We start from the raw sequence: 22,775 nt of genomic DNA on the forward strand, positions 1-22,775 counted from the left end.
CGGAGAAACTTCCCCACATCCGGAACGCTCAAAAGGACCATGCAATCGTGTCCTGATTGTGGGGGAGAGGAACGGGACTTCCCGGGGCATACGCAGCCTTTTCGCCTGGGAGCGGGAATATGCGGTGCCCAAATACCCGTTTCTGCCGCCTCATTTAACCCTTGTTAACCCTGCTTGAATTGACTGAGCCAAACTGCACGATGCGCTCGCAAGGCATTGACGCCTGAGGTTAAGGACCCCGATGACGGCATCAGATGCGGGCACCGCACCCTGGACTCGCCGGCTGACCGGAAACGGGACCGGGGTCTCGGCGCTTGTCGCAACCGCCATCGTCGTGGCCGACATGATCGGGGTCGGTGTCTTCACCAGCCTCGGCTTCCAGGTCAAGGATATCCCGTCCGGCTTCTCGATCCTGCTGCTGTGGACCGTCGGCGGCATCGTCGCGCTGTGCGGGGTGTTCGCCTACAGCGAGCTCGGGGCGATGTTTCCGCGCTCGAGCGGCGAGTACAATTTCCTCGGCCGCGCCTATCACCCGGCCTTCGGCTTTCTCGCCGGCTGGGTCTCGGCGACGGTGGGTTTTGCGGCGCCGGTCGCGCTCGCGGCGATGGCGTTCGGCGAATACGCCAAATCGGTCGTGCCCGATCTGCCGCCGATCCCGCTCGCCATCGCCGTGGTGTGGCTGGTCTCGCTCGTGCAACTGACCGGCGTCAGGCACTCCTCGACCTTCCAGTTGATCTCGACGATCATCAAGGTCGTGCTGATCGTGGCCTTCCTGGTCGCCGGCTTCGTCATCGCTGCCCCGCAACCGATCACATTCACGCCGCAGCCGGGCGATCTCGCCCACATCGTCAGCGCGCCCTTCGCGATCGGGCTCGTCTTCGTGATGTACTCGTTCTCGGGCTGGAATGCCGCGACCTACATCATCGGTGAGATGAACACGCCGCAGCGGAGCCTGCCGCGCGCACTGCTGGTGGGCACGCTGATCGTGCTCGTGCTGTATGTCGCGCTGAACGCGGTGTTTCTCTACTCCACGCCGGTCGGTGCGCTCGCCGGCCAGCTTGACGTCGCCAGTGTCGCCGGCAGCGCCATCTTCGGCAGCCTCGGCGGCCGGATCGTCGGCGCGATGATTTGCGTCGGCCTGATCTCCTCGATCTCTGCGATGATGTGGATCGGCCCGCGCGTGATGATGACGATGGGGGAGGACATTCCCGCCTTACGCGTCTTCTCGAAGCGATCGGCGAGTGGCGCGCCGGCCTATGCCATCCTGTTTCAGCTCGTCGTCGCCAATTTGCTGCTGTTCACGCGCAGCTTCGAGGCGGTGCTCGACTTTATCCAGTTCGCGCTCTTGTTTTGCTCGTTCTTCACGGTGGCCGGCGTCATCAAGCTGCGCATCACCGATCCCGATTTGCCGAGGCCCTATCGCGCCTGGGGATACCCGCTCACGCCGCTCGTTTTCCTGCTCGTGACCGCGTTCATGATGTACTACCTGTTGACCGAGCGGCCGGTGCAGTCGCTCTCGGGGATGCTCGTCATGCTCTCGGGCCTGTTGATTTATGCTGTTTTCCGCAGGCGGCCGGTCGCCGCTGGCAATTCACACAATCGCGAATAGACATGCTTCGATCCCTCAGAATTGCGGCCGCAGCTCTTGCCCTGCTGGCTGCGGCCGTCTCGTCCGCACACGCCGCCGACGTGACCTTCGATGACACCGCGCGCTTCCTTGCGGGCATGCAGCCCTCGGCGGACTCGCCGCTGGTGCCGCTCACCAAGGATCCGGGCTGGCAGCGCCATGCAAAGTTCTTCGACGGCGCCTTCGCCCAGCTCGAACAGCGCCAGCTCTCGAAGATCCGCAATTGGGCCGACGTCAATCTCGCCGCGCCCCGACCGACCATGTTCTACCTGTTCAGCGGCCCCGATTTCCTCTACGCCAACGCTTTCTATTCCAAGGCCAGCACCTACGTGCTTGGCGCGCTGGAGCCGGTCGGCGCCGCGCCCGATTTGACGCGACTGCCGCGCGGTTCGGTCGGCGCCGCGCTCTACAATGTCGAGCGTTCGCTCGGCTCGATCCTGAGCTTCTCCTTCTTCATCACCAAACAGATGAAGGTCGACCTGCACGCCAACCAGGTCAACGGCACCTTGCCGATCCTCTATGTCTTCCTCGCCCGTTCCGGCAAGACCATCCGCAACGTCGAGATGGTCGCGCTCGACGACAAGGGCGGGGTGCATGTCGGCGACGACAATCCGGGACGGAACGCGACGCGCGGCGTCCGCATCATCTTTGCAGGCCCCGACGGCGAGGCGCGCACGCTGTATTATTTCTCGACCGATCTCTCCAATTCCGGCGCGCGCGCCACCGGTTTCCTGAAATTCTGCGAGACGCTTGGGCCCGGCAACAGCCTGCTCAAGAGCGCGTCCTATCTGCTGCATTCCGGCAATTTCACCGTCGTACGGGACTGGCTGCTTGCCAACAGTGCCACCATGATCCAGGACGATTCCGGCATTCCGCTTGCGAACTACAGCGCGCGGCAATGGCGGTTCTTCCCGTTCGGCCGCTATCTCGGGCCGATCGACGAATTCCCCGGCCGCCACCAGGCGCGCTACGCCGAGTTGTTCACACGCGCCCAGCCGATCGATTTTGGCGTCGGCTATCGCTGGCGGATGCACGAGTCGAATCTGCTGCTGGCGGTGAGGGTGCCGGGCACCGAAACGGCGCCGGGCGGGGAGGCGACCTCGTCGGCCGAGCCGGCGCCAAAGCCGCCGCGTCCGAAGCGACTGCGTCCACCCGAGCCGATCCCGCCACCGCCCGGGCGCTTCTACTGGCTCCGCTGATTACCAATGCACGCTCTGGCTCGGCACGATGAACGCCGTCGTGCTCGGCGGCGTCGCAATGCTCGATGCCAGATACCAGCCCGAGCCGAGCACGAGCGCCAGCAAGGCGACGATCGCGAGCAGATCCATGGTTCTGGGGTCGTGATGCCGCCTGGAGCCGGGGGTGGGCCCAAGTCTGAAGTGAAGATAAGGGCTGATTTTCCAGCGCATTGTTGTTTCCTCCCGGGGGGAGCATCAAAACAACGCGGGAAGGAAGTCCAAGGTTCCGCTCAGGCCATCGATGCGCAAGGCATCGCAGCAATCTCACGATGCATTGACGCCGCGCCAGCGGCCATAGCGCCATGGCAGATACCAGCGCGCGCCCTGCGGTGCGGTGAGCGGCACGTTGTCGATGCCCGACGTGCCAAACGGATTGCAGCGGAGCAGCCGCGCGAGCGTCATCCAGCCGCCCGCCCAGAGCCCGAACCGTTCGATCGCCTCGTCGCCATAGACGGAGCAGGTCGGCAGATGCCGGCAATTGTAGCCGACCAGAGGCGACAGCGTATGCCGATAGAGCCAGATCAACGCGCGGCCGAATCTGCGGGGGAGCCGAATCGCCCCTTCGACCGGACTGGAACAATGCCCGCAGGCTGAATGCTTCATGTGCGCTGTGCTGCCACGTTAGGCGAGGTGTTGCGCGGTTCCGGCGCAGGGAACTGTAAGCTGTTGTTTGCACGCCACATTTTGCATGCTTTTTGGGAGCAGTGCAGCAAGTACCTGTGGACGATCTGTATTCCCCCGGATACCATTTTTGCGACGTCCATGTGAAGAAAACATACGCCTGTATGATGGACTCAGTGGACGCTACCGGGGATTGTTTAGGGACCTTTGGGGCTTGGGGAAGGAACCAGATTGAGACTTCTGAACTCCCTTGATCTTCGCGGCTGGTTGTTGGTGGGAACCGCCGTATGTGGAGTCGTGCTGGCTGGCGCCGTCGCGACACTCGGGTCGTCGGCCCGCGCCGGTGCTGCTCTCGAAGAGCGCAAGCTGCCGATGAAGTTCAACTGGGTCGCCTGCGAGCCGAACTGCCGCGGCTGGGTCAGCGCTGTGGGCATCATCACCGCCGATACGCCGAAGGATTTCGAAGAGTTTTCCCGTGGACGCCAGCTCGGCGGTGCCACCGTGGTGCTCGATTCCAGCGGCGGTTCCGTCAATGACGCGATCACGCTTGGCCGACGCTTCCGCAATCTCGGACTGCTGACCACGGTCGGCATAAGCCTCCGCGGCGGGCAGTCGGCTCGTCCAGCCGTCGCGCCGGAGGCCTACTGCGAATCCATGTGCGCGTTCCTGCTGCTGGCGGGCAAGAAGCGCTACGTGCCGGCCGCTGCCCACGTCCGCGTCCACCAGATCTGGATGGGCGACCGCGCCGATGATGCCAAGGCGGCGAGCTATAGCGCGCAGGATCTGATGATCGTGGAGCGCGACATCGGCCGGCTTGCCAAATATACGTTCGACATGGGCGGAGCGGGCGACCTGCTGTCGCTCGCGCTCAGCGTTCCGCCCTGGGAAGATCTGCATGAGCTGGACGCCGGCGAGCTCAAGCTCACCAATCTCGTGACGACAGATCTCGTTGCCGACGTGCTGCCGCACGTGGACATCTCCGCGCCGGCGATGGCGGAGCTTGCCCCGAAGACGCAGGCCCGGTTCGGCGTGGAACCGGAGCAGCCTGCCAAGTCGACCAAGACGGCGGAAGCCATGGTGCCGACCGGCGGTGTGGCCGCGCCAGCTGCGGCAACGCCGAAGTAAGCTCTTCAATCTTGGCAGTCAGGCGCGGGTAGCGCGAACTATGGTGCGCAATTGCGCACCTGAGAATCTCGACCGCGATTCCAGGTTCGATTGCGCATCGGCCCGGAATGACGGGAGAGGTCAGCCCTGCGCCACAGCCGGCTGCTTGGCTTTGGCTTCGATCTGGCCGATGGCGTCAACCACGGCATCGAAGGTCAGAAGCGTCGAGGCATGGCGCGCCTTGTAATCGCGGACCGGCTCGAGGAACTTGATCTCCTCCCATTTGCCTTCAGGAGGCGCACCGTTCTCCTTCAGCATCTTGCGAACAGTTTCGCGTAACTCACGGAGTTCGCTCGCAGTCGAGCCGATGATCCGACTTGCCATGATGGATGAGGAGGCTTGGCCCAGGGCGCAAGCCTTCACGTCATGAGCGAAGTCGGTGACGGTGTCTCCGGTCATCTTGAGATCGATCTTGACGGTCGAGCCGCACAGCTTGGAGTGGGCGGTGGCGGAGGCGTCGGGGTCCGATAGCCGCCCGAGGCGCGGAATATTCCCGGCCAGCTCGATGATCCGTTTGTTGTAGATGTCGTTCAGCATGTGATGGAGTCCAGCACTTCCGCACCCGATCGGCCTTGGCGGGCGGCGTCCACGGTCCTATATAAGGTCGGAACTGGCGGAAAAACAGTCCAGCGGCGCGCCGGCGGCGATTTCCAACTGTGCGGCCGGCATTGCAGCCCTGCGGACCCTTTGCGCCAAAACTGTTCTCTTCAGGCGTCCGGCGGCTTGGCCGCCCCGTCTGCCGGTGACACTCCGGCCGCGAGGCCGTCGAACGGAGTCGACATGGACGCTACAATTAAATCCATCCGCCCGGGCAAGCCCTCTGACCGGCAGCCCGAGAGCCGCCCGGCCGAGCTTGATCCTGCCGAATTCCTCGCGGCCGCCGTCCGTGCCGACCAGCCACGCCCGGCGCGTGCCGAGGCGGAAGCGGCGGTCAAGACGCTGCTCGCCTATATCGGCGAGAACACCGAGCGCGAGGGCCTGCTCGACACGCCGCGCCGCGTGGTCGAGGCCTTCGACGAGCTCTATCAGGGCTATCATCAGTGCCCGGCCGAGGTGCTCGACCGCACCTTTGGCGAGACCGCGGGCTATGACGATTTTGTGCTGGTACGCGACATCGAGTTCACCTCGCAGTGCGAGCATCACATGATGCCGTTCTACGGCAAGGCTCACATCGCCTATACGCCGGTGGAACGCGTCGTCGGCCTGTCCAAGCTGGCCCGTCTCACCGACATCTTCGCCCGCCGGCTCCAGACCCAGGAGCATCTGACGGCGCAGATCGCGGCTGCGATCGACGAGGTCCTCAAGCCGCGCGGCGTTGCGGTGCTGATCGAGGCCGAGCATACCTGCATGTCGGTGCGCGGCGTCGCCAAGCATGGCGCCTCTACCTTCACCAGCCGCTTCACCGGCATGTTCCGCGACAATCCGGCGGAACAGGCCCGTTTCCTGTCCCTGGTGCGAGGCACGCGCTGACCTCGCGACGGTTTATTGTTTGAGCACGACCTTGTCGGAAAACCGCTGCGCACTTTTCCGGGTCATTCTCTAGCGAGGGTTGCTGTGTCCGCTCATTCCCATGAGATCGAGGAAGGCTTGTCCTTCCAGCCGCGGTTCGACGCGGCAGGGCTCGTGACCTGCGTCGCGACCGACATTGCCACCGGCGATGTGCTCATGGTCGCGCACATGAACGAGGAGGCACTGCGCAAGACGATCGCGACCGGTGAGGCCTGGTACTTCAGCCGCTCGCGCAACGCCTTGTGGCGAAAAGGTGAGACCTCAGGTCAAACCCAGCGCGTGGTCGAGATGCGCACCGATTGCGACCAGGACGCGGTCTGGATCCGCGTCGAGCAGGTCGGCGCGGCCTGCCATACCGGGCGGCGGTCCTGCTTCTACCGGAAGGTCGAGGCCGAGGGTGGGGGAGCCAAGCTGGTGTTGAACGATGCCGAGCGGTTGTTTGATCCGGACGCGGTTTACAAGAAATAGCAAGCTGCCATTCCGGGGCGCGCGCAGCGCGAGCCCGGAATCCATCGCAAGGCATCGTGCGTCGCTCAATGGATTCCGGGCTCGCCCTACGGTGCGCCCCGGAATGACAGCGAGGGCCCGAGTTAACCCCGCATTAACCATACTTGTCCCACGGTGAGACGACGGGCGCCGAATTGCCGGCGCCATCCAACGCCGCGCGGGGCGGGCACCTCATCATGTCGGTCGACAATTTTAGTGCCACGCAGACGGCCGGTCTCGACCCGTCGCGGGCGCGCGTCGCCGGTGCGATCAAGCAGGCCTCGAACGTCACCGGCGTCAGCTTCCAGTACATGCTGACGACCGCCAAGATGGAATCGGATTTCGATCCGACGGCCGGGGCCACGACGTCGTCCGCGCACGGGCTCTACCAGTTCATCGACCAGACCTGGCTCGGCACTGTGAAGGAGGCCGGCACCCAGCTCGGGTACGGCAACTATTCCGACGCCATCACCAGGACGTCGTCAGGCACCTACACCGTCGACGATCCCTTCATGAAGCGGTCGATCATGAAGCTGCGCGACGATCCGGAGGCGGCGTCCAGCATGGCGGGCGCACTGACGCAATCGAACAGCTTCAAGCTCACCGGTCTGCTCGGCCGCAGGCCGAGCGACAGCGAACTCTACATGGCGCATTTCATGGGCGTCGGCGGAGCCGCAAAACTGATCGCCAATGCCGAGGACAATCCGCAAGCGGTCGGTGCGCGGCTGTTTCCGAACGCGGCGTCCGCCAATCGTTCGATCTTCTACGCCAGGGACGGCCGCGCGCGCAGCGTCTCCGAAGTCTATTCGGTGCTGGACGCGCGCTATGCCAGCGCGGCCAATTCGAAAACGACCCGCAGCGCGATGGCGATGTATGGCGGCACGCCGTCGACCACCGAGGTCGCGAGCGCAAGCGGCGTGCAACCCACCGCGCACGTCATCGACAACGCCGCCTATCTCCAGACCTTCCCGAACACACGCGCGGTGACGCCCGTCAGTGCATCGGCGCCAACGACGCTCGCGGACAATGCGCCGACCGCGCCGGCATTCCGCTCGATCTATCAGCCCGGTGATGCCACGCAGCCGGTCTCGACCACGGTGCAGAAATTATGGGGCAACAATGCCTCGCTCACCTCGGTCTCGTCAGCGACCTCGGTCGCACCCGCGACCTCTGTCGTGGCGGCGACGCCGGATGTGCGGCCGCCGCAGCCACTCGATCTCTTCAGCGATCGCAGCGGCACGTTCTCGAGCTAATCTGCACTCTCGTGTCCCGGACGCGCTGCAACGCGTAGCGTTGCCGCGCAGAGCCGGGACCCATGCCGCAGGCACCGCTCTCGGAAATTCTGGGCCCCGGCTCTGCAGCGCACCGCTAAGAGGCGTTGCGCTGCGTCCGGGGGCACATGCGGCAAGCACTTTGTTCCCTTAACAAAACGTCAATTAAACCAGCCAGTTATGGTGAACGCTTTGTTAAGCGTCGTGGTTTATTTTGTGTTGCAGGTGACGAGCCGTCACCATTTTCGTTTGTTGTGTGTAAGCCGGAAGCAGCATGATTGTTCGGCAGTTCATCAATTGGATCAGGACGGCGCCGGCCGGCGAGCGGGCCGAGGCAACACGGGCGTTGGCCCGAGCCTGGCTGATTTCAGACCTTTCGACAGACGACCGCATCGCCGCCGAAGGCGCGCTTTTGATGCTGCTCGACGATCCCTCGCCGCTGGTGCGGCAGGCGATGGCCGAGGCTTTTGCGCGCAGCACGGATGCGCCGGCGTCGATCGTGCGGGCGCTGTCGGCGGATCAGCCGACCGTCGCGCTGCCCGTGCTCGAACATTCCCCGCTGCTGATCGACGCCGATCTCGTCGACATCGTTGCGACCGGCAATGACGAGGTGCAATGCGCGGTCGCCCGCCGCATCGCGCTGCCGGTCTCGGTCTGCGCCGCCATTGCCGAAGTCGGCTGCGCGGCTGCCGCGCTGGAGCTGATCGAAAATCCCCACGCCGAGCTTGCGCCGTTCTCCTGGGATCGCATCGTCGAGCGCCACGGCCATCTCGCCGCGATCCGCGAGGCGATGCTGGTGCTGGATGATCTGCCGTCCGCAACCCGGGCCGCGCTGGTGGCGAAACTCTCCGAGACGCTGGCGCAATTCGTCGTGGCGCGGAACTGGCTGAGCGCCGATCGTGCCGATCGCATCACGATCGAGGCGCGCGACCGCTCCACCATCAACATCGCGGCGCGCTCGCGCGGCGAGGACATGCATGGTCTGGTGCATCATTTGCGCGTCACGGGCCAGCTCACAGCCGGCCTGATCCTGCGCGCGCTGCTGTCCAGCAATCTCGACCTGTTCGACGCCGCGCTGGCCGAGCTCGCCGATCTGCCGCTGGCGCGCGTCACCGCGCTGCTGCACGACCGCGGCGGCAACAGCCTGCACGCGCTGCTCCGCCGCGCCGGGCTGCCCGAGGCGACGTTCGCGGCGTTCCAGGTCGCGCTCGATGCCTGCCACGAGCAGGGCTTTGTCGACAGTGACGACGGCGCGGCGCGGCTGCGCCGGCGCATGGTCGAGCGCGTGCTCACCCATTGCGAGACCGACCGCGGTGCCGCCGAGCCGCTGATGGTCCTGCTGCGCCGCTTCGCCACGGAGTCGGCGCGGGAGGAGGCAAGGCTGTTCTGCGACGAGATCGTCACGGACGAGGCGATCGATCCGGTGTACGACGATCTGATCGCGGCGTAACGAGATTGTAGGGTGGGCAAAGGCGCATCGCGCCGTGCCCACCATCTCTCTGCACAGTTCACGTAGATCGGTGGGCACGCTTCGCTTTGCCCACCCTACGATTCTCATCGTGTCGACAGGGCGCGCTCGACATCCCAACCACCGTCATTGCGAGCGTAGCGAAGCAATCCAGAGTCTTTCCGCGGAAAGACTCTGGATTGCTTCGTCGCAAGAGCTCCTCGCAATGACGGGGAGAGAGCTGGCCTTACTCCACCGGCACGATGCTCGGCGCCAGGATCACCTCGAGATGCTCGGGGCGGTCGCGGTTGACATGGGCGAGATAGTCGTCGGCGACCTTGCGCAGGCGGCGGCTGAGCTCGGCGGAGACGCTGATGCGGTCGAGCCTGGTGTTCTCGTGCACGATGGCGAGGATCGCGTTGATATGGTGCGTGAACAGCTCGCTCGGCACCTTTTCGAGATCGGGCGCGTGCTCGATGACGCGGCACAGGCTCTCGGCTACCCCCGCCGCGGCCGGATAGCCGAAGGTTGCGGCGTCGCCCTTGATGTCGTGGGCGGCGTGAAACAGCTCGTCGCGCCTTTCCTTGGTGAAGCCGTCGTTGCGGATGGCGACATAGGCGGCCGACAGCCGGTTGACCTCACTTGTCATCCAGTCCTTGAACTCGCCGGCGAGGCCCGCGAGCGCCTGCTCGGCGCGGCCGACCGGATCGTCCAGGTCCTTCTCCTCGACGCGGCGCAGAACCTTGCGCAGCGGGTTGGGCTGCGTGATGATTTGATGCGTGGCGAAGGCCTTGACCTCGATGTCCTTTGCGCTGTTCTTCGCCATGATGCCTGCCTCGTCTGAAGACGTTGCGCTAGATGGAGGAACGGGCTTTGTCGAGCAGCGAGGGCTGCTGCAGCACCTCGTGCTTTTCGCCGACGCGGCGCTCGGGACCCATATAGGCGGAATTGGTGTTGCGGCGCCGGTCCGGCCCGAAATAGGTCTTGGTCTTGATGAAGGGGCGGGGATTGGCGACCACGTTGAGGATGCGCTGATAGAGCCCCTTGGCCGAGATCGGCTTGGCCAGGAATTCGGTGACGCCGGCATCGCGCGCGACGGTGACGCGGCGCTTCTCGGAATGACCGGTCAGCATGATGATCGGCGCGTAGGGGTTGCCCTTGGAGTCCGGCTGCCGGATCATCTGCGCGAGCTCGAGCCCGTCGAAGATCGGCATGGCCCAGTCGGTGATGACGATGTCGGGTACGTAATGGCTGTACATCTCGAGCGCGGTGGCGCCGTCCTCGGCCTCGTAGACTTCGCGCGCGCCAAAGGAATGCAGCAGCGTCCGCAGGATGCGGCGCATGTGCGGATTGTCGTCGCAGACGAGGAAGCGCAGCTTGTTGAAGTCGATACGGAACATGACGCCCGGGCCAAAACGGTCAACCTTCGTTAACCATATCGTGGGGGCGGTTAACGAAGGGTTGCGGACGCAGTGCCGGCGGCGGGCAGGGCGACGGTTTTAGTAGCCGAACTGCTCGCGCAGGATGCGCTCTTCCAGGCTGTGGCCCGGGTCGAACAGCATCCGCATCGAGATGCTCTTGTCGGACAGGACCTCGACGCGCCGGACCCTGCGTACCTCCTCATGGTCGGCGACGGCCGCGACCGGACGCTTGTCGTCCTCCAGCACCTCGATCACGACATAGGCGGTGTTGGGCAGCAGGGCGCCGCGCCAGCGCCGCGGCCGGAAAGCGCTGATCGGGGTGAGCGCCAGAAGGGCGGCGTTGATCGGCAGGATCGGTCCCTGCGCCGACAGATTGTAGGCGGTCGAGCCGGCCGGCGTCGCCACGATGATCCCGTCGGCGATCAGCTCGGGCATGCGCTCGCGCTCGTCGATCAGGATCCGCAGGCGCGCCGCCTGGGAGGTCTGCCGGAACAGATACACCTCGTTGATGGCGTGGTGCAGGTGAACACGGTCGTTGACGTCGGTCGCGCGCATCAGGAGCGGATTGATCTCGGATTCATGCGCCGTCTCGAGCCGCGCGCGCAGATCGTGCGGCGAATACTCGTTCATCAGGAAGCCGACGGTGCCGCGGTGCATGCCGTAGATCGGCTTTCCCGTGTGCATGTTCTGGTGCAGCGTCTGCAGCATCAGCCCGTCGCCGCCGAGCGCGACGACGACATCGGCTTCCTTCGGGGCGCAATTGCCATAGTCCCTGGTGAGCTGGCTGAAGGCGGCCTGCGCCTCGCTGCTCGGGCTGGCGACAAAGGCGATGCGGTCGTATCGCTGGGGCTTGGTCATGGCTTGTCGGGCAGGCCGCTGGCTGGAGGAAGTTCCGCCGGGCTCGTCTATACGAGGTGGGCCTCCATTGTCGAGGATGACCGGCGCTCAAGGCAAACGGCCGATTGTCGATCCCGAGAACAAAACGGGTTGATCAGGGCTAGCCCGGGCGCCGCACGCGTCAACGGACCGGTGATCCCGCAAACCGTCGCAATTCCCCGCTAGCTTCGGGGCGCCCCGGCTGTTGCAGCCGGGCAGGGAGAACGATCATGCTCACGATCTGGTCGACGCTGCGACAAACTGGGCTGGTGCTGGCCGTGTCCGCGGTCGCGCTCGCAAGCGTCGCGCGCGCGGACGATCCGCCGCAGCCGCGCTCCGAGGCGGCAGCGGCGGCGGGGCAGAAGGGCGGTCGCGCCGGCAGCGCACAAGGCGCGACGCAGGCTTCCCCGTCGTCGGCCGAGCCGCACCGTCTCCCGCCGGATTCCACCACGAAGCAGACGCTGGATCTGCCCGGCCGCACGCTCAACTTCGCCGCGACCGCCGGCTCCATCCGCGTGTTCGATGGCAAGGGCGAGCCGCTGGCCGACATCGCCTATACGTCCTACCAGCTCGACGGGGCCGACCGTGCCACGCGCCCCGTCACGTTCCTGTTCAATGGCGGCCCCGGCGCGTCCTCGGCGTGGCTCCAGTTCGGCGCGGCCGGTCCGTGGCGGCTGCCGCTCGATGGCGATGCGCTGTCGCCGTCGGCCTCGCCCGAGGTGAAGCCGAACGCCGAGACCTGGCTCGACTTCACCGATCTCGTCTTCATCGATCCCGTCAGCACCGGCTACAGTCGCTTCGTTGCGAGCGGGGAGGACGCGCGCAAGTCGTTCTACTCCGTCGACGGCGACGTCAACGCGATCGCGCTCGTGATCCGCCGCTGGCTCGAGAAGCACGACCGACTGACCTCGCCGAAATTCGTCGCCGGCGAGAGCTATGGCGGCATTCGCGGGCCGAAGGTGGTGCGCCAGCTGCAGCTCCAGCACGGCGTCGGCGTCAGGGGCTTGATCCTGGTGTCGCCGCTGCTCGATTTCCGCGAGTTCACCGGCACCAGCCTCCTGCAATATGTTGCGACGCTGCCGAGCTATGTGGCGGTGGCGCGCGAAGTCAAAGGACCGGTCAAGCGCGCCGATCTCGCCGATGTCGAGGCTTACGCGCGCGGCGAATTCCTGGCCGACCTCGTCAAGGGCGGGGCGGACAAGGAGGCAACCAATCGTCTTGCCGACAAGGTCGCCGAGCTCACGGGCATCGATCAGGCGGTGAGCCGCCGCCTCGCCGGTCGCTTCGACGTCGGTGAATTCCGCCGCGAGTTCGACCGCAAGAACGGCAAGGTGACGGGGCGCTACGACGCCTCCGTGCGCGGCTTCGATCCCTATCCGGATTCGAGCAACTCGCGTTTCGGCGATCCCTCGGGCGATGCGCTCCAGGCGCCGCTGACGAGCGCTGCGGTCGACGTGCTCTCCCGCAAGCTCAACTGGCGGCCCGACGGCTCCTATGAAGTCCTGAACGGCACTGTGGAAGGTCACTGGGATTTCGGCCGCGGCATCAACCCGCCGCAATCGGTGTCCGAGCTGCGCCAGATCCTCGCCACCGATGCGAAGCTGAACGTGCTGGTCGCGCACGGCCTGTTCGACCTTGCCACGCCCTATTTCGGATCGAAGCGGGTGCTCGATCAGATGCCGGCCTTCGCGACGCAGCGCGTGAAGTTCGTCGTCTATCCCGGCGGCCACATGTTCTATTCGCAGGGCGGCTCGCGGCAGGCGTTTCGCAGCGAGGTCCAGGCGCTCATTCGGGAGTAGGCCGCCGCTTGCGCGGTGAATACCGGCGTGCGATCTCGCGCGCCACGACTTTTTCCGGCTTCACATTGGCACCCGCAATCCAGATGTCGCTGATCCTCCCGCGCGCATCGCGGACCCGTCGCACCGGCTCGCCATGGCTGGAATAGCCGGCAGCCCAGGCGAGCTTGCCGGTGTCGCGGCCGGTGACCTCGATCTCGGCGGCATCCATGAACGGATTGACGAATTGCGGATTGGCGACCAGCACACGGTTGCCCGCGGGCACGAGATCGGTCGCGCCCCAGATGGTCCACCAGCGGCCGGTCCAGTCGCGCACGCGCCGGTCCGGCGCGCCGCGCGTCTGGAACACGCGCAGGATCTGCATCGCGCCGTCCATCCAGAACGGTGCCGCGCCGTCGATGGAGTTGCTCAGGATGCTGATCGTGAGCTCGCAAGCGGGGATGGAGCAGGTCCGGGAGATGTAGCCCTGAAAGCCGCCGCTATGGCCGAACCAGTCCCAGCCGTCGGTCTTGCCGGCGTTAACACCTAAGCCGTAGTGGGCCTCGAAGCTCTGCGGGATGCGCCAATGGTGGCGCGTCATCTCGCGGCGGCTTGCGACCGACAGCACGCTCCTTTTGGCATTGGGCGCGAGCTGCGCGAAGAAGCGCGCGGTGTCGCCGGCGGTCGCAACGAAGCCTGCGGCCGACGCCATCGCGTGCGCTTGATTGTCACCGGGGATCACGCAGCGCTCGCCGAACGGCACCTTTCGCGTGTGGCCGCGCGCGAACGGCGCGCCCTTGGGAACGGGCGCGTCCGGCTCGGTCTCGCGCAGGCCCGCGGGCTCGATGATCTCGCGCTTGATCCAGACGGAGTAGGGCTGCTTCGTCACGGCCTCGATGACGAGACCGATCAGGCCAAAGCCGTGATTGGAATATTTGAAGCGGGTGCCGGCGTCGATCGCGGTCGGCAGCTTCAATTCCGCGAGCAACTCTTTCGTGTCGAGATAGGAACGGCGGTCGATGAACTGGCCGGAATCGGCGCCGTCGCGCGTCAGCCCCGCGCTGTGCGACAGCACCTGCGCAATCGTCGTTTCGGCGACGCGCGGATGCAGGCCGGCGACATATTGGCCGATCGTGTCGTCGAGCCGGATCTTGCGCTGCTCGCGCAGCTTCATGATGCCGGCCGAAGTGAAGCTCTTGGAATGGGAGGCGATCCGGAAGCGGTGGCGCGGGGTGAGCTTCTCGCCGGTGTCGAGATTGGCGAGGCCGAACGCACGCTCGGCGACGATTTCGCCGCGATGGGCGAATGCGAGGATGACGCCTGGCTGTTGGATTGTCGTCAGCTGGAATTCGATCCAGGAGCCGATGTAGTCGATCGCGGATCGCAGCCACGGGTCCATTGCGCACCAATTTGCGAGGGGAAGGTTGCGCGAGGCTAGCCGAGAAAGCGGAACGGGCACAACCCTGGGGTTGTGCCCGTTCGCTTGGGTGGGAAGAATGCGATCTTCAGTAGACGAGCGTCGCGCCGGTCGGCTTGTCGAGCGCTGTGGCAAGCGAGCGATACTCGGAGCTGTCGGTGCCGGCGAGCGAGGCGATCTTGTTCAGATGATACTGCGCCTGTTCGCGGTTGCCCTGCTCGAGCTGCCAGAGGCCGTAATACTGCCAGGTGCGGACGTGGTTCGGATCGTCCTTCAGCGCCAGCTCGTAATAGACCTTCGACGACTGATAGTCGCCGAGCTTGCGATAGGAGTAGCCGATCAGATTGGCGACGTCGGCGACGTCGTCGCGCTTGAGCGACTTCAACTGATCGATCGCGCCGGTGTAGTCGTGGTTGTCGTAGATCGCAGTGTAGGCGGTGCGATAGGCGGCGAGGAATTTGGGATCGCTGACGGACGAGCTCTTCTTCTTGCCCTTCTTGGTCGAGGAGTCCGACTTCGGCGGCGACGAGGGCTCGTCACTGCCGGCGGCATAGGCGCTGGACAGCACCGGTGCGGCCGCCAGCGACATGGCGACCAGTCCCGGCACGACAAGCATTGAGAGTTTGCGCATCTAAATTCTCCCGTATGGAACGTGGCGATCCTACACGATTGCCCAAAGACCGGAACACCCGTCTGGCTAAAACATTCCCGCTTCGCACGATCTGTTCGCTCAGTCGCAGATGACAAACTTGTCATCGAGATGAACGGAAGCCTGCAGCGAGCTTCAGACCGGGTTCAGCGCCTCGCCCCTAGGCTCCGACCCACGATCGAAGGGTGGGCGAGAGGGCGCCGCCTGGAGATCCTTCCAAGAGGAGACCACCATGCTGAAGACCATTTCCGCAGCCTTGCTCGCAGCTTCCGTGATCGCAGCCCCGGCCTTCGCCGCCGAGGCCGGCAAGACCGCCACGACCGCCCCCGTGATCAAGGCGGACCAGAGCCAGACCAAGGCCTCGACCACCGCCGCCAAACCGGACGCCGGCGTCAAGCCCGAAGCCAAGGCCGACGCCAAGCCCGCCGACGTCAAGGCGGATGCCAAGGTGGATGCCAAGTCCGATGCCAAGTCGAAGGCGATGAACGCGAACGCGGCGGTCACGGCCGACGAGCACAAGACGGTGCGCACGCATCGCCATCACCACAAGCATCTGTCGGCGAAGAAGCTGAAGGCGCAGCCTGACGTGACCAAGCCGATGGGCACCGACAAGCGCAGCTGAGGACTGATCCGGCGCGGCGGCACCCGTGCGTTGCCCGCCGCCGCGTCCGGACTTCCGGCCCGTCCCGGCGCCTGTGCGAAAGCGCAGGCGCCGGCGGCGGTGCGGCGTGTCGTCGGCTAGCCCGCGAGCAGGACTGAATTCCCTTTGCGCGACCTTGGGGCTAGAACGTCCCCTGAGTCTGTTCGAGGTGGAGAGCGGGACCTGTGAGGCGATTGGCGAAACCTGCGGCGAGCTTGGCATCGGCCCTGGTATTGCCGCTGGTGCTGGCGGCATGTTTCGGGAGCGACGGCGATCGTCCGTCCCTGATCGGTGGGCCACAGGCCGGAGGGCCGCAGCCGTTCCCCGACAATTTCCGCAGCGACACGCTGGCTCTGATGCGCACCTATCTGAACAATCCCGTCGGCGTGCGCGAAGCCAGCATGGCCGAGCCGGTCCAGCGCGAGGTCGGCGGCCGGCAATTCTATGTGAGCTGTCTGCATTTCACCCCGCGCGAGAGCGACGGCAGCTACAAGGCTATGCGGGAACGCGCCGTGATCTTCGTCAATGGGCGAGCGGACCGCGTCGTCGACCGGACCAGCGAGCTCTGTGCCGGCGCGGTTTACGCTCCCTTTCCGGAACTCGAAAAGATGGCGCGGTAGCGCAAAGCCCGCCTTCATCGCCTGCTGTTAGAACGACGATTGCCGGAGCCGCTGGATCACATTTCGGCGAGCTTTGAACGGGGTGATTTCGGCTTGCGACAAATCGTTACGGCAGGACTTGCGCAGGCGACAAACAGTCGGCGCAGGACGATGTGACGGAACAAAATCGCGTTGTTGCCACCCCGTCACAGTCGCGAACGATCAACGTTCCGGCATCGCCGCGAAGCAACCCAATTCACGCCACGTTGTTTCCTGAGTGTCGTAAATGAAAGAACGGGGATGATCATGAAATCGATTTTGCTGGGCGCAGTCGCTCTGCTTGCGCTGGCCGGATCGGCCGCCGCAGCCGACATGCAGCCGCGGCCTTATACCAAGGCGCCGGCCTATACGCCGCCGCAGGTGATTTACAATTGGACCGGTTTCTACATCGGCGGCCATGTCGGCGGCGCGTTTGCCGGCGACAGCAGCTTCCAGTCCAGCGACGCCCGCTTCCTGGGCGGCGTGCAGGGTGGCTTCGACTACCAGTTCGCGCCCAACTGGGTGGTGGGTATCGAGGCCCAGTATTCCTGGCTGCCGACCAACAACAACGGTGCCACGTTCCCGCTGGGCACTCAGGTGACCTCCAACACCGACCAGCTGGGGTCGGTGACCGGCCGCATCGGCTACACTTGGGGTCCGACATTGCTCTACGCCAAGGGTGGTTATGCCTGGCGCAATAACGGCCTTGGCGTGAACATCGCCGGCGTGCCGCAGACCTTCACCGCCACCGGCAACAGCAAGGACGGCTACACCGTCGGCGCCGGCCTCGAATACATGTTCGCGCCGAACTGGTCGGCCAAGGCCGAGTACCAGTATTATAATTTCGGCAGCACCACCTTCACCTCCGGTCCGGCCGACATCGTCGGCGTTCGTGGCCGGGAGGACGAGCATACCGTCAAGGCCGGTGTGAACTACCGTTTCGGCTGGGGCGGTCCGGCTGCCTCGCGCTACTGACCGTCACCCGCGAAATCACGCTCTGACAAAGGCCGGCTTTGCCGGCCTTTCGTTTGTCGGCCGGCCCCGCCTTTGCCAGCCCTGTATTATTTGCAATGTGTGAACCATCTGGCGCGTCATTTGCAGGCAAACATTCCGGCGCGCGCCTTCTCACGCCCGTCATGGGATCCGGGTAAAGCAAAAATAATTTTTGCCGCTTACGGAACTCGCGCTCCGGAACGCGTTATATGAGAATTACCGGGCTGGTGGGACGACGGACATGCGTATCTTGGTGTCGGCGGTGGCGCTCTCGTGCTTGGTCTGCCTGCCGTGCTCTGCACAGACAATCCTCAAATCCGAGCCTCTGATGTTGGCACCTTACGAGGTGGCTTTCGTCAAGGATGCGTCCTGTCCGTCTGGCAAGGTGCTGAAGGTCACCGGTGCCATCCGCGGGCTGCATCGCCGCAAGGCCTGTGTGGCGCTGGCCGGTGAGCAGGCTTCGCTGGCAGCCGCAACGCCCTGATCATGTTGCGGCTTCCGCCGCAGAACCTCACGAATTCAGCTCAAGCTCCATCCTGGACTGGCGCTCGGCCTCGGCCTTGTTCTTGGCGGGGTCCTCGCCCTGGGCGACCCGGCAGGGCTTGATCTCGTACTCATTGTCGAGCACCCGGCGCGGCCCTGGACGGTCCTCGTCGGCGCTGACATCTACGACCAGGCCGCTCCGGTGCGCGAGCTTCCAGACGTCGGATTCGCTCGGATAGGCCTTGCTGATCTGGGCGTCGTTGCAAAACAAGGCGTAGGGCATTCTTCCCGCTCCCGGAATGCGCGTTAACGACCTCATCTGCCGACGGGTTCCAGACGGAGGGCGATCACGGGGCCGTGATCGGGGCTGCCGGGCCCTGAGTCCTTAACGAGTCCTGAATCGCGAAAAAAAGAATCCCTGGGACTCGTTTGGCGGAATCAGCGGATGTTTTCCGCCATGACGAGCGACCTGAAGACCTCCTGCGGGCACATGCTCCTGCCGCTGACGCTGGCGCTATTCGGCGCCTGCGCGGCCAATCTTTGGCTGGTGTGGTCCTGGTTATAGGTCCTGGCTGTAGGCCCTCTGCCGGGAGGGCGGCGCTATTTTTTGGCCAGTGGGCCGGAGGCGTCGTGGATGGCGGCGCGCAATTTGGTCAGGGTTTCGGCACAATATTCCTCGCGCTCGCGCTCGAACCGCTCCTGATGCTTGCGGAAATTGGCGATGCGGGCCTGGATCTCGGTGCGGACATCACTGCTCGCCCGCGGCGGCGAAAGCTGGATGGGCTGAGGCTGCGGAGGGGGCTGGGGCGGCTTGATCTCGACCATGGCGGCCTCGATCGCGACGACCTCGACGGTTGCCGCCGGAGAATCCGACGTCGCGCCCGGCAGAAGGACGTCATCCTTCTTGCCGGTCACCGATTGGACGAAAGCCATTGTCTGCGCGATCAGTGCGTCGCGCTCCCTGATCCAATTCATGGTCCACCTCAGCCGGTGCCCCATTCCAGCAAAGCGGCTGCGCCGAATCAAGGTCGTTTGAAAGGGATTGCATATTTTTCCCGATCGCCCGACATTGGACGAATGGATGCCGAAGACGAACGGGTGGACGAAGCGGAGGGCTTGAGGCTTATCCGCGCGTTCCTGTCGCTGCCGCCCGACAAGCGGGCGGAGGTGATCGCGTTCGTGGAGGAATTGGCGCGTGCCCATGGCCGGCCCGAGGAGGGCACGGAGACCTCGCCGAGGTGAGCGCTATCGCTGGCGCGGGTTGACGTTGAGCTCGAACGGCGCGCCGACCACCCGAACCGGTGTCTGAGCGGTAGCGTCGATCGCCACCCTCTCGGCAGCCGGCTTCTCCGGCGCCGGCCCAAGAACAGGTTCAAGCACGGGGTCGAACAGCGTCAACGTGCCGGCCACGGCGCCACAGCACAGCGTGACCGCCGCCAGCAGAAACATGTTTCGGTTTTCTTCCCTGATGCGCATGGGTCGAGAACGGCTGAGGTACGCCTTTGGTTCCGATCCGGCCCTATATTCGGGCCGCCGATGCCGTCTATGGCGCCAGCAGAAATACCATTGCGATGGCAAACAGCACGGCCGTCGTCACGACGGCCGTAACCGCACCGGCGGCGATCCTGTATAGTGCGCCCGCGCCGGAATTCGACTCGCGTCCCGCCCGATGATCACCAACCGTCCACCCGTGCTCGCTCACGAACGTTTCCTCGCCGACCGCGACAATTTCGCGGGCCTCGATCTCGCTGCGCGGTTCGAGCGGATCGAGCGGACGAACCTTTGGGGCGCTGCCAGCTCGGTGTCGGGCCTCGGCTCGGAGGAGACTGCCACGGCCGCGATCCGGGAGGCGCTTCCGGCGTTGCTGCAACGGCTCGGCGCGCGCTCGCTGCTCGATGCGCCCTGCGGCGATGCGGGCTGGATCGGACGCATCAAGCTCGATCTCGACTACATCGGCATCGACATCGTGCCGTCGCTGATCGAGGCCAACAACCGGCGTGTGGCGGGCGGCGAATTGGCCGGCCGATTCCTGGTTGCCGATATCACGCGCGATGCACTGCCGCGTGCCGATCTGATCCTGTGCCGGGACTGCCTGGTGCATCTGAGTTTTCAGAACATCGCCCGCGTCACCGCGCGCTTTCGCGAGAGCGGCGCGCAATTCCTGCTCGTCACGACGTTTCCGCAGTGGGAGGACAACCGCGATTGCGAGGATGGCGACTGGCGCGCGCTCAACATGACGAAGGCGCCGTTCAATTGGCCGGCGCCGCGCGGGTTGATCGACGAGCGCTGCGAGGAGGGCGACGGCGGCTGGCGCGACAAGAGCCTCGGGCTGTGGCGGCTGGACGAATTGCCGGATCGCGCCCGCACAGCCACCGACGTGTGACAGAAGCGGGCGCAAGGTCTATTGCGTCCGCGATCGCCCCGGCGATAGACTTTGGGTTGTGTCGTGATCCCGTATCGCGGTGACCTGCCGGAGCCCACCATGCGAGCACGTGCTGTCTTCGCCGCGATGTTGGCCTGGTGCAGCGCGCCGGCACTGGCCCAGCAGGACGGCGCCGCGCTCTACACCACGCATTGCGCCCAGTGCCACGATGGCGATGCCCAGAGCCGTGTACCGGGCCGCGGCGCCATGCAGGCGATGTCGTTCGATCACGTGCTGACAGCGCTGACCTCGGGCAGCATGGCGGCCATGGCGAAAGACCGCAGCGACGCGGAACGCCGCGCGATAGCTTCCTTCGTCACCGGCAGGATAGCGACGGGCGGAATTGCAGCCGACGCGGACGGCCGCTGCGCGCAGCAGGTGAGCAGCTTTCCGCAAGCCCTCGACGGTCCGCGCTGGAACGGATGGGGCGTTGATGCCGGCAACAGCCGCTTCCAGCCAGCCGACATGGCGGGGCTGACCTCGGAACAGGTGCCGCGCCTGCGGCTGAAATGGGCCTATGCCTTTCCCGGCGCCTCGGTATCCTTTGCGCCGCCGACCATCGTCGGCGGCATGTTGTTCGTCGGCGGCACCGACCGCAAGGTGCGCGCGCTCGACGCGCGAAGCGGCTGCACGCTGTGGACGTTGGCGCTTGATGCGGCGGTGCGCGCCGCGATCAGCTTTGCACAGCTTCCGGGCTCCGATCAGTTCGCAATCTTCTTCGGAGATTTGCGCGCCAACGCCTATGCCGTGAACGCGCTGACCGGCGCGCTGATCTGGAAGACGAAGGTGGAGGAGCATGCGGCCGCGCGCATCACCGGCGCGCCGACGCTGCATTCCGGCGTACTCTACGTGCCAGTATCCTCGATCGAGGAGGCCGCCGGCTCGCAAGCCTCTTACGAATGCTGCACCTTCCGCGGCAGCGTGGTGGCGCTGGACGCCGCCACTGGCAAGACGATCTGGCAGGCGTATACGATTCCGGAAGTGCCGCATCCGACCGGCAAGAATGCCATGGGCACGCAGCTCTTCGGTCCGTCCGGCGCCGCGATCTGGTCGGCGCCGACGATCGATGCGAAGCGCAATGCCGTCTATGTGGCGACGAGCAATTCCTACTCGAACCCGCCGGCCGCGACGGCCGATGCGATCCTCGCTTTCGAGCTTGCGACCGGAAAGCTGCTCTGGAAGCAGCAGGCCACGCCCAAGGACGCCTTTGTCGTTGCCTGCTTCACTGCAGACAAGACCAATTGTCCTGATGACCACGGGCCCGATCACGATTTCGGCCAGTCGCCGATCCTCGTATCCCTGCATGACGGCAGGCGCGTGCTCGCCATCGCGCAGAAATCCGGCGTCGTGCACGCATTCGATCCCGACGATGGCGGCAAGATCCTGTGGCAGACGCGGATCGGGAAGGGCGGTCCGCTCGGCGGCAGCGAGTGGGGCTCGGCCGCCGACGCGGAGCGCATCTATGTCGCCAACTCCGACGTGCGCTTTACGCGCGACGGCACGCGGCAACTCGATTCCACACAAGGTGGCGGACTGTTCGGCCTCGATCTCGCCAGCGGGAAGATTGCGATGGAAGTGCCGCCGGTCGCCTGCGGCGATCGTCCTCAATGCAGCCCCGCGCTCTCGGCGGCGGTGAGCCTGATCCCGGGCGTCGTGTTCACCGGCAGCGTCAGCGGCTTCCTGCGCGCCTACGCCACGGACGGAAAGCTCTTGTGGGAGTTCGACACCGCGCGGGATTTCAAGGCCGTGAACGGCATCCCCGGCCATGGCGGCGCGATCGATGGTCCCGGCCCGGTTATCGCCGGCGGCATGCTCTACACCAATGCCGGCTACGGCCAATGGAGCGGCGTCGCCGGCAACGTGCTGCTGGCGTTCGAAGTGGGAACGGAGTGAGGCCGTGTCCCGGACGCGCTGCAACGCTCATAAGCGCGTTCACGCGCGTCTTCGACCCTATACGTTGCTGCGCTGAGCCGGGACCCAGAAGGCGGTACGGAAGAATGCGGCGCGATGGGCCCCGGCTCTGCAGCGCATTGCCGAAGGGGCGCTGCACTGCGTCCGGGGCACGGGCCGCCTTCTCACTTCGCATTCGCCAACGAGG

General features: G+C 65.3%; 25 protein-coding genes. 14 read left to right on the forward strand and 11 right to left on the reverse strand.

What is annotated here, in order from left to right; all coding sequences use genetic code 11:
- Window positions 1–241 precede the first annotated feature (241 nt).
- Both IVA81_RS08580 and IVA81_RS08585 read left to right on the forward strand, forming a co-directional pair.
- Window positions 242–1,609 (forward strand): APC family permease, encoded by a 1,368-nt coding sequence (locus IVA81_RS08580; RefSeq protein WP_247314663.1) that lies wholly within the window; start codon window positions 242–244, stop codon window positions 1,607–1,609.
- A gap of 2 nt (window positions 1,610–1,611) precedes the next feature.
- The gene (locus IVA81_RS08585; protein ID WP_247314665.1) at window positions 1,612–2,826 is read left to right on the forward strand and encodes a hypothetical protein; all 1,215 of its coding nucleotides are present in this window, start codon (window positions 1,612–1,614) and stop codon (window positions 2,824–2,826) included.
- On the opposite strand, the gene IVA81_RS08590 is transcribed toward IVA81_RS08585, so the two are convergent.
- Together IVA81_RS08590 and yidD are read right to left on the reverse strand one after the other, a co-directional pair.
- A complete protein-coding gene (locus tag IVA81_RS08590; RefSeq protein ID WP_247314667.1) occupies window positions 2,827–3,036 on the reverse strand; it encodes a hypothetical protein in 210 nt (69 codons plus the stop codon).
- 93 nt (window positions 3,037–3,129) lie between these two features.
- Complete coding sequence (yidD, locus tag IVA81_RS08595) at window positions 3,130–3,468, reverse strand: membrane protein insertion efficiency factor YidD (protein WP_256469319.1); 339 nt, start codon at window positions 3,466–3,468, stop codon at window positions 3,130–3,132.
- A gap of 249 nt (window positions 3,469–3,717) precedes the next feature.
- On the opposite strand from yidD, the gene IVA81_RS08600 reads away from it, so the two are divergent.
- Complete coding sequence (locus IVA81_RS08600; RefSeq protein ID WP_247314670.1) at window positions 3,718–4,611, forward strand: hypothetical protein; 894 nt, start codon at window positions 3,718–3,720, stop codon at window positions 4,609–4,611.
- A gap of 120 nt (window positions 4,612–4,731) precedes the next feature.
- Here the strand turns inward: IVA81_RS08600 and IVA81_RS08605 are convergent, their stop codons facing one another.
- A complete protein-coding gene (locus tag IVA81_RS08605; RefSeq protein WP_247314671.1) occupies window positions 4,732–5,187 on the reverse strand; it encodes an iron-sulfur cluster assembly scaffold protein in 456 nt (151 codons plus the stop codon).
- A gap of 243 nt (window positions 5,188–5,430) precedes the next feature.
- Between IVA81_RS08605 and folE the strand changes: the two genes are divergently transcribed.
- The 4 genes from folE to IVA81_RS08625 all read left to right on the forward strand — a co-directional run bounded on the left by folE (window position 5,431) and on the right by IVA81_RS08625 (window position 9,366).
- Window positions 5,431–6,120 carry a GTP cyclohydrolase I FolE gene (gene folE / locus IVA81_RS08610; RefSeq protein WP_247314673.1) on the forward strand — a complete coding sequence of 230 codons (690 nt, stop codon included), beginning with the start codon at window positions 5,431–5,433 and terminating at the stop codon, window positions 6,118–6,120.
- 84 nt (window positions 6,121–6,204) lie between these two features.
- Entirely contained in the window at window positions 6,205–6,627 is a 423-nt protein-coding gene (gene hisI / locus IVA81_RS08615; RefSeq protein WP_247314675.1) for a phosphoribosyl-AMP cyclohydrolase, read from the forward strand.
- A gap of 215 nt (window positions 6,628–6,842) precedes the next feature.
- The gene (locus tag IVA81_RS08620; RefSeq protein ID WP_247315448.1) at window positions 6,843–7,898 is read left to right on the forward strand and encodes a lytic transglycosylase domain-containing protein; all 1,056 of its coding nucleotides are present in this window, start codon (window positions 6,843–6,845) and stop codon (window positions 7,896–7,898) included.
- Window positions 7,899–8,190: 292 nt separating this feature from the next.
- Complete coding sequence (locus IVA81_RS08625) at window positions 8,191–9,366, forward strand: DUF2336 domain-containing protein (RefSeq protein ID WP_247314677.1); 1,176 nt, start codon at window positions 8,191–8,193, stop codon at window positions 9,364–9,366.
- Between the two features lie 244 nt (window positions 9,367–9,610).
- On the opposite strand, the gene IVA81_RS08630 is transcribed toward IVA81_RS08625, so the two are convergent.
- The 3 genes from IVA81_RS08630 to IVA81_RS08640 all read right to left on the reverse strand — a co-directional run bounded on the left by IVA81_RS08630 (window position 9,611) and on the right by IVA81_RS08640 (window position 11,642).
- Window positions 9,611–10,189, reverse strand: coding sequence for an Hpt domain-containing protein (locus IVA81_RS08630; protein ID WP_247314679.1), 579 nt, complete (start codon window positions 10,187–10,189; stop codon window positions 9,611–9,613).
- Between the two features lie 28 nt (window positions 10,190–10,217).
- On the reverse strand, window positions 10,218–10,763 hold the full coding sequence (locus IVA81_RS08635) for a response regulator (RefSeq protein ID WP_247314681.1): 546 nt from the start codon (window positions 10,761–10,763) through the stop codon (window positions 10,218–10,220).
- 99 nt (window positions 10,764–10,862) lie between these two features.
- On the reverse strand, window positions 10,863–11,642 hold the full coding sequence (locus IVA81_RS08640; RefSeq protein ID WP_247314683.1) for an NAD kinase: 780 nt from the start codon (window positions 11,640–11,642) through the stop codon (window positions 10,863–10,865).
- Between the two features lie 248 nt (window positions 11,643–11,890).
- On the opposite strand from IVA81_RS08640, the gene IVA81_RS08645 reads away from it, so the two are divergent.
- A complete protein-coding gene (locus IVA81_RS08645) occupies window positions 11,891–13,459 on the forward strand; it encodes a peptidase S10 (protein ID WP_247314685.1) in 1,569 nt (522 codons plus the stop codon).
- Here the strand turns inward: IVA81_RS08645 and IVA81_RS08650 are convergent.
- Both IVA81_RS08650 and IVA81_RS08655 read right to left on the reverse strand, forming a co-directional pair.
- A complete protein-coding gene (locus IVA81_RS08650) occupies window positions 13,446–14,834 on the reverse strand; it encodes a serine hydrolase domain-containing protein (RefSeq protein WP_247314687.1) in 1,389 nt (462 codons plus the stop codon). The two genes, IVA81_RS08645 and IVA81_RS08650, sit on opposite strands and share 14 nt — an antisense overlap.
- Before the next feature lie 106 nt (window positions 14,835–14,940).
- Window positions 14,941–15,483, reverse strand: coding sequence for a tetratricopeptide repeat protein (locus tag IVA81_RS08655; RefSeq protein ID WP_247314689.1), 543 nt, complete (start codon window positions 15,481–15,483; stop codon window positions 14,941–14,943).
- A gap of 250 nt (window positions 15,484–15,733) precedes the next feature.
- On the opposite strand from IVA81_RS08655, the gene IVA81_RS08660 reads away from it, so the two are divergent.
- The 4 genes from IVA81_RS08660 to IVA81_RS40630 all read left to right on the forward strand — a co-directional run bounded on the left by IVA81_RS08660 (window position 15,734) and on the right by IVA81_RS40630 (window position 18,256).
- Entirely contained in the window at window positions 15,734–16,123 is a 390-nt protein-coding gene (locus IVA81_RS08660; RefSeq protein ID WP_247314691.1) for a hypothetical protein, read from the forward strand.
- Window positions 16,124–16,326: 203 nt separating this feature from the next.
- Window positions 16,327–16,761: a hypothetical protein gene (locus IVA81_RS08665; protein ID WP_247314693.1), complete on the forward strand. Its 435-nt coding sequence runs from the start codon at window positions 16,327–16,329 to the stop codon at window positions 16,759–16,761.
- Window positions 16,762–17,046: 285 nt separating this feature from the next.
- On the forward strand, window positions 17,047–17,754 hold the full coding sequence (locus tag IVA81_RS08670) for an outer membrane protein (protein WP_247314695.1): 708 nt from the start codon (window positions 17,047–17,049) through the stop codon (window positions 17,752–17,754).
- Between the two features lie 259 nt (window positions 17,755–18,013).
- On the forward strand, window positions 18,014–18,256 hold the full coding sequence (locus IVA81_RS40630) for a hypothetical protein (RefSeq protein WP_346659377.1): 243 nt from the start codon (window positions 18,014–18,016) through the stop codon (window positions 18,254–18,256).
- 27 nt (window positions 18,257–18,283) lie between these two features.
- Here the strand turns inward: IVA81_RS40630 and IVA81_RS08680 are convergent, their stop codons facing one another.
- The 3 genes from IVA81_RS08680 to IVA81_RS08690 all read right to left on the reverse strand — a co-directional run bounded on the left by IVA81_RS08680 (window position 18,284) and on the right by IVA81_RS08690 (window position 19,704).
- Window positions 18,284–18,538 (reverse strand): hypothetical protein, encoded by a 255-nt coding sequence (locus IVA81_RS08680; RefSeq protein ID WP_247314699.1) that lies wholly within the window; start codon window positions 18,536–18,538, stop codon window positions 18,284–18,286.
- Window positions 18,539–18,855: 317 nt separating this feature from the next.
- Window positions 18,856–19,458 carry a hypothetical protein gene (locus IVA81_RS40635; RefSeq protein WP_346659378.1) on the reverse strand — a complete coding sequence of 201 codons (603 nt, stop codon included), beginning with the start codon at window positions 19,456–19,458 and terminating at the stop codon, window positions 18,856–18,858.
- 42 nt (window positions 19,459–19,500) lie between these two features.
- A complete protein-coding gene (locus IVA81_RS08690; protein ID WP_247314701.1) occupies window positions 19,501–19,704 on the reverse strand; it encodes a hypothetical protein in 204 nt (67 codons plus the stop codon).
- Between the two features lie 220 nt (window positions 19,705–19,924).
- On the opposite strand from IVA81_RS08690, the gene IVA81_RS08695 reads away from it, so the two are divergent.
- The gene (locus tag IVA81_RS08695) at window positions 19,925–20,638 is read left to right on the forward strand and encodes a class I SAM-dependent methyltransferase (protein WP_247314702.1); all 714 of its coding nucleotides are present in this window, start codon (window positions 19,925–19,927) and stop codon (window positions 20,636–20,638) included.
- A gap of 99 nt (window positions 20,639–20,737) precedes the next feature.
- Entirely contained in the window at window positions 20,738–22,570 is a 1,833-nt protein-coding gene (locus tag IVA81_RS08700) for a PQQ-binding-like beta-propeller repeat protein (RefSeq protein ID WP_247314705.1), read from the forward strand.
- Window positions 22,571–22,775 lie beyond the last annotated feature (205 nt).

This window comes from Bradyrhizobium sp. 141 (assembly GCF_023074055.1).
Taxonomy (GTDB): Bacteria; Pseudomonadota; Alphaproteobacteria; order Rhizobiales; family Xanthobacteraceae; genus Bradyrhizobium.

Coding starts and splice junctions, on each gene's coding strand:
- IVA81_RS08690 (WP_247314701.1), bottom strand. CDS start 19,704: ATGTTTCTGCTGGCGGCGGTCACGCTGTGCTGTGGCGCCGTGGCCGGC.
- IVA81_RS40635 (WP_346659378.1), bottom strand. CDS start 19,458: ATGGGCACGCGCCAATTCCTCCACGAACGCGATCACCTCCGCCCGCTT.
- IVA81_RS08590 (WP_247314667.1), bottom strand. CDS start 3,036: ATGCGCTGGAAAATCAGCCCTTATCTTCACTTCAGACTTGGGCCCACC.
- IVA81_RS08655 (WP_247314689.1), bottom strand. CDS start 15,483: ATGCGCAAACTCTCAATGCTTGTCGTGCCGGGACTGGTCGCCATGTCG.
- IVA81_RS08670 (WP_247314695.1), top strand. CDS start 17,047: ATGAAATCGATTTTGCTGGGCGCAGTCGCTCTGCTTGCGCTGGCCGGA.
- IVA81_RS08635 (WP_247314681.1), bottom strand. CDS start 10,763: ATGTTCCGTATCGACTTCAACAAGCTGCGCTTCCTCGTCTGCGACGAC.
- IVA81_RS08680 (WP_247314699.1), bottom strand. CDS start 18,538: ATGCCCTACGCCTTGTTTTGCAACGACGCCCAGATCAGCAAGGCCTAT.
- IVA81_RS08640 (WP_247314683.1), bottom strand. CDS start 11,642: ATGACCAAGCCCCAGCGATACGACCGCATCGCCTTTGTCGCCAGCCCG.
- IVA81_RS08580 (WP_247314663.1), top strand. CDS start 242: ATGACGGCATCAGATGCGGGCACCGCACCCTGGACTCGCCGGCTGACC.
- IVA81_RS08700 (WP_247314705.1), top strand. CDS start 20,738: ATGCGAGCACGTGCTGTCTTCGCCGCGATGTTGGCCTGGTGCAGCGCG.
- folE (WP_247314673.1), top strand. CDS start 5,431: ATGGACGCTACAATTAAATCCATCCGCCCGGGCAAGCCCTCTGACCGG.
- IVA81_RS40630 (WP_346659377.1), top strand. CDS start 18,014: ATGCGTATCTTGGTGTCGGCGGTGGCGCTCTCGTGCTTGGTCTGCCTG.
- IVA81_RS08605 (WP_247314671.1), bottom strand. CDS start 5,187: ATGCTGAACGACATCTACAACAAACGGATCATCGAGCTGGCCGGGAAT.
- IVA81_RS08620 (WP_247315448.1), top strand. CDS start 6,843: ATGTCGGTCGACAATTTTAGTGCCACGCAGACGGCCGGTCTCGACCCG.
- yidD (WP_256469319.1), bottom strand. CDS start 3,468: ATGAAGCATTCAGCCTGCGGGCATTGTTCCAGTCCGGTCGAAGGGGCG.
- IVA81_RS08650 (WP_247314687.1), bottom strand. CDS start 14,834: ATGGACCCGTGGCTGCGATCCGCGATCGACTACATCGGCTCCTGGATC.
- IVA81_RS08630 (WP_247314679.1), bottom strand. CDS start 10,189: ATGGCGAAGAACAGCGCAAAGGACATCGAGGTCAAGGCCTTCGCCACG.
- IVA81_RS08695 (WP_247314702.1), top strand. CDS start 19,925: ATGATCACCAACCGTCCACCCGTGCTCGCTCACGAACGTTTCCTCGCC.
- IVA81_RS08625 (WP_247314677.1), top strand. CDS start 8,191: ATGATTGTTCGGCAGTTCATCAATTGGATCAGGACGGCGCCGGCCGGC.
- IVA81_RS08660 (WP_247314691.1), top strand. CDS start 15,734: ATGCTGAAGACCATTTCCGCAGCCTTGCTCGCAGCTTCCGTGATCGCA.
- IVA81_RS08585 (WP_247314665.1), top strand. CDS start 1,612: ATGCTTCGATCCCTCAGAATTGCGGCCGCAGCTCTTGCCCTGCTGGCT.
- IVA81_RS08645 (WP_247314685.1), top strand. CDS start 11,891: ATGCTCACGATCTGGTCGACGCTGCGACAAACTGGGCTGGTGCTGGCC.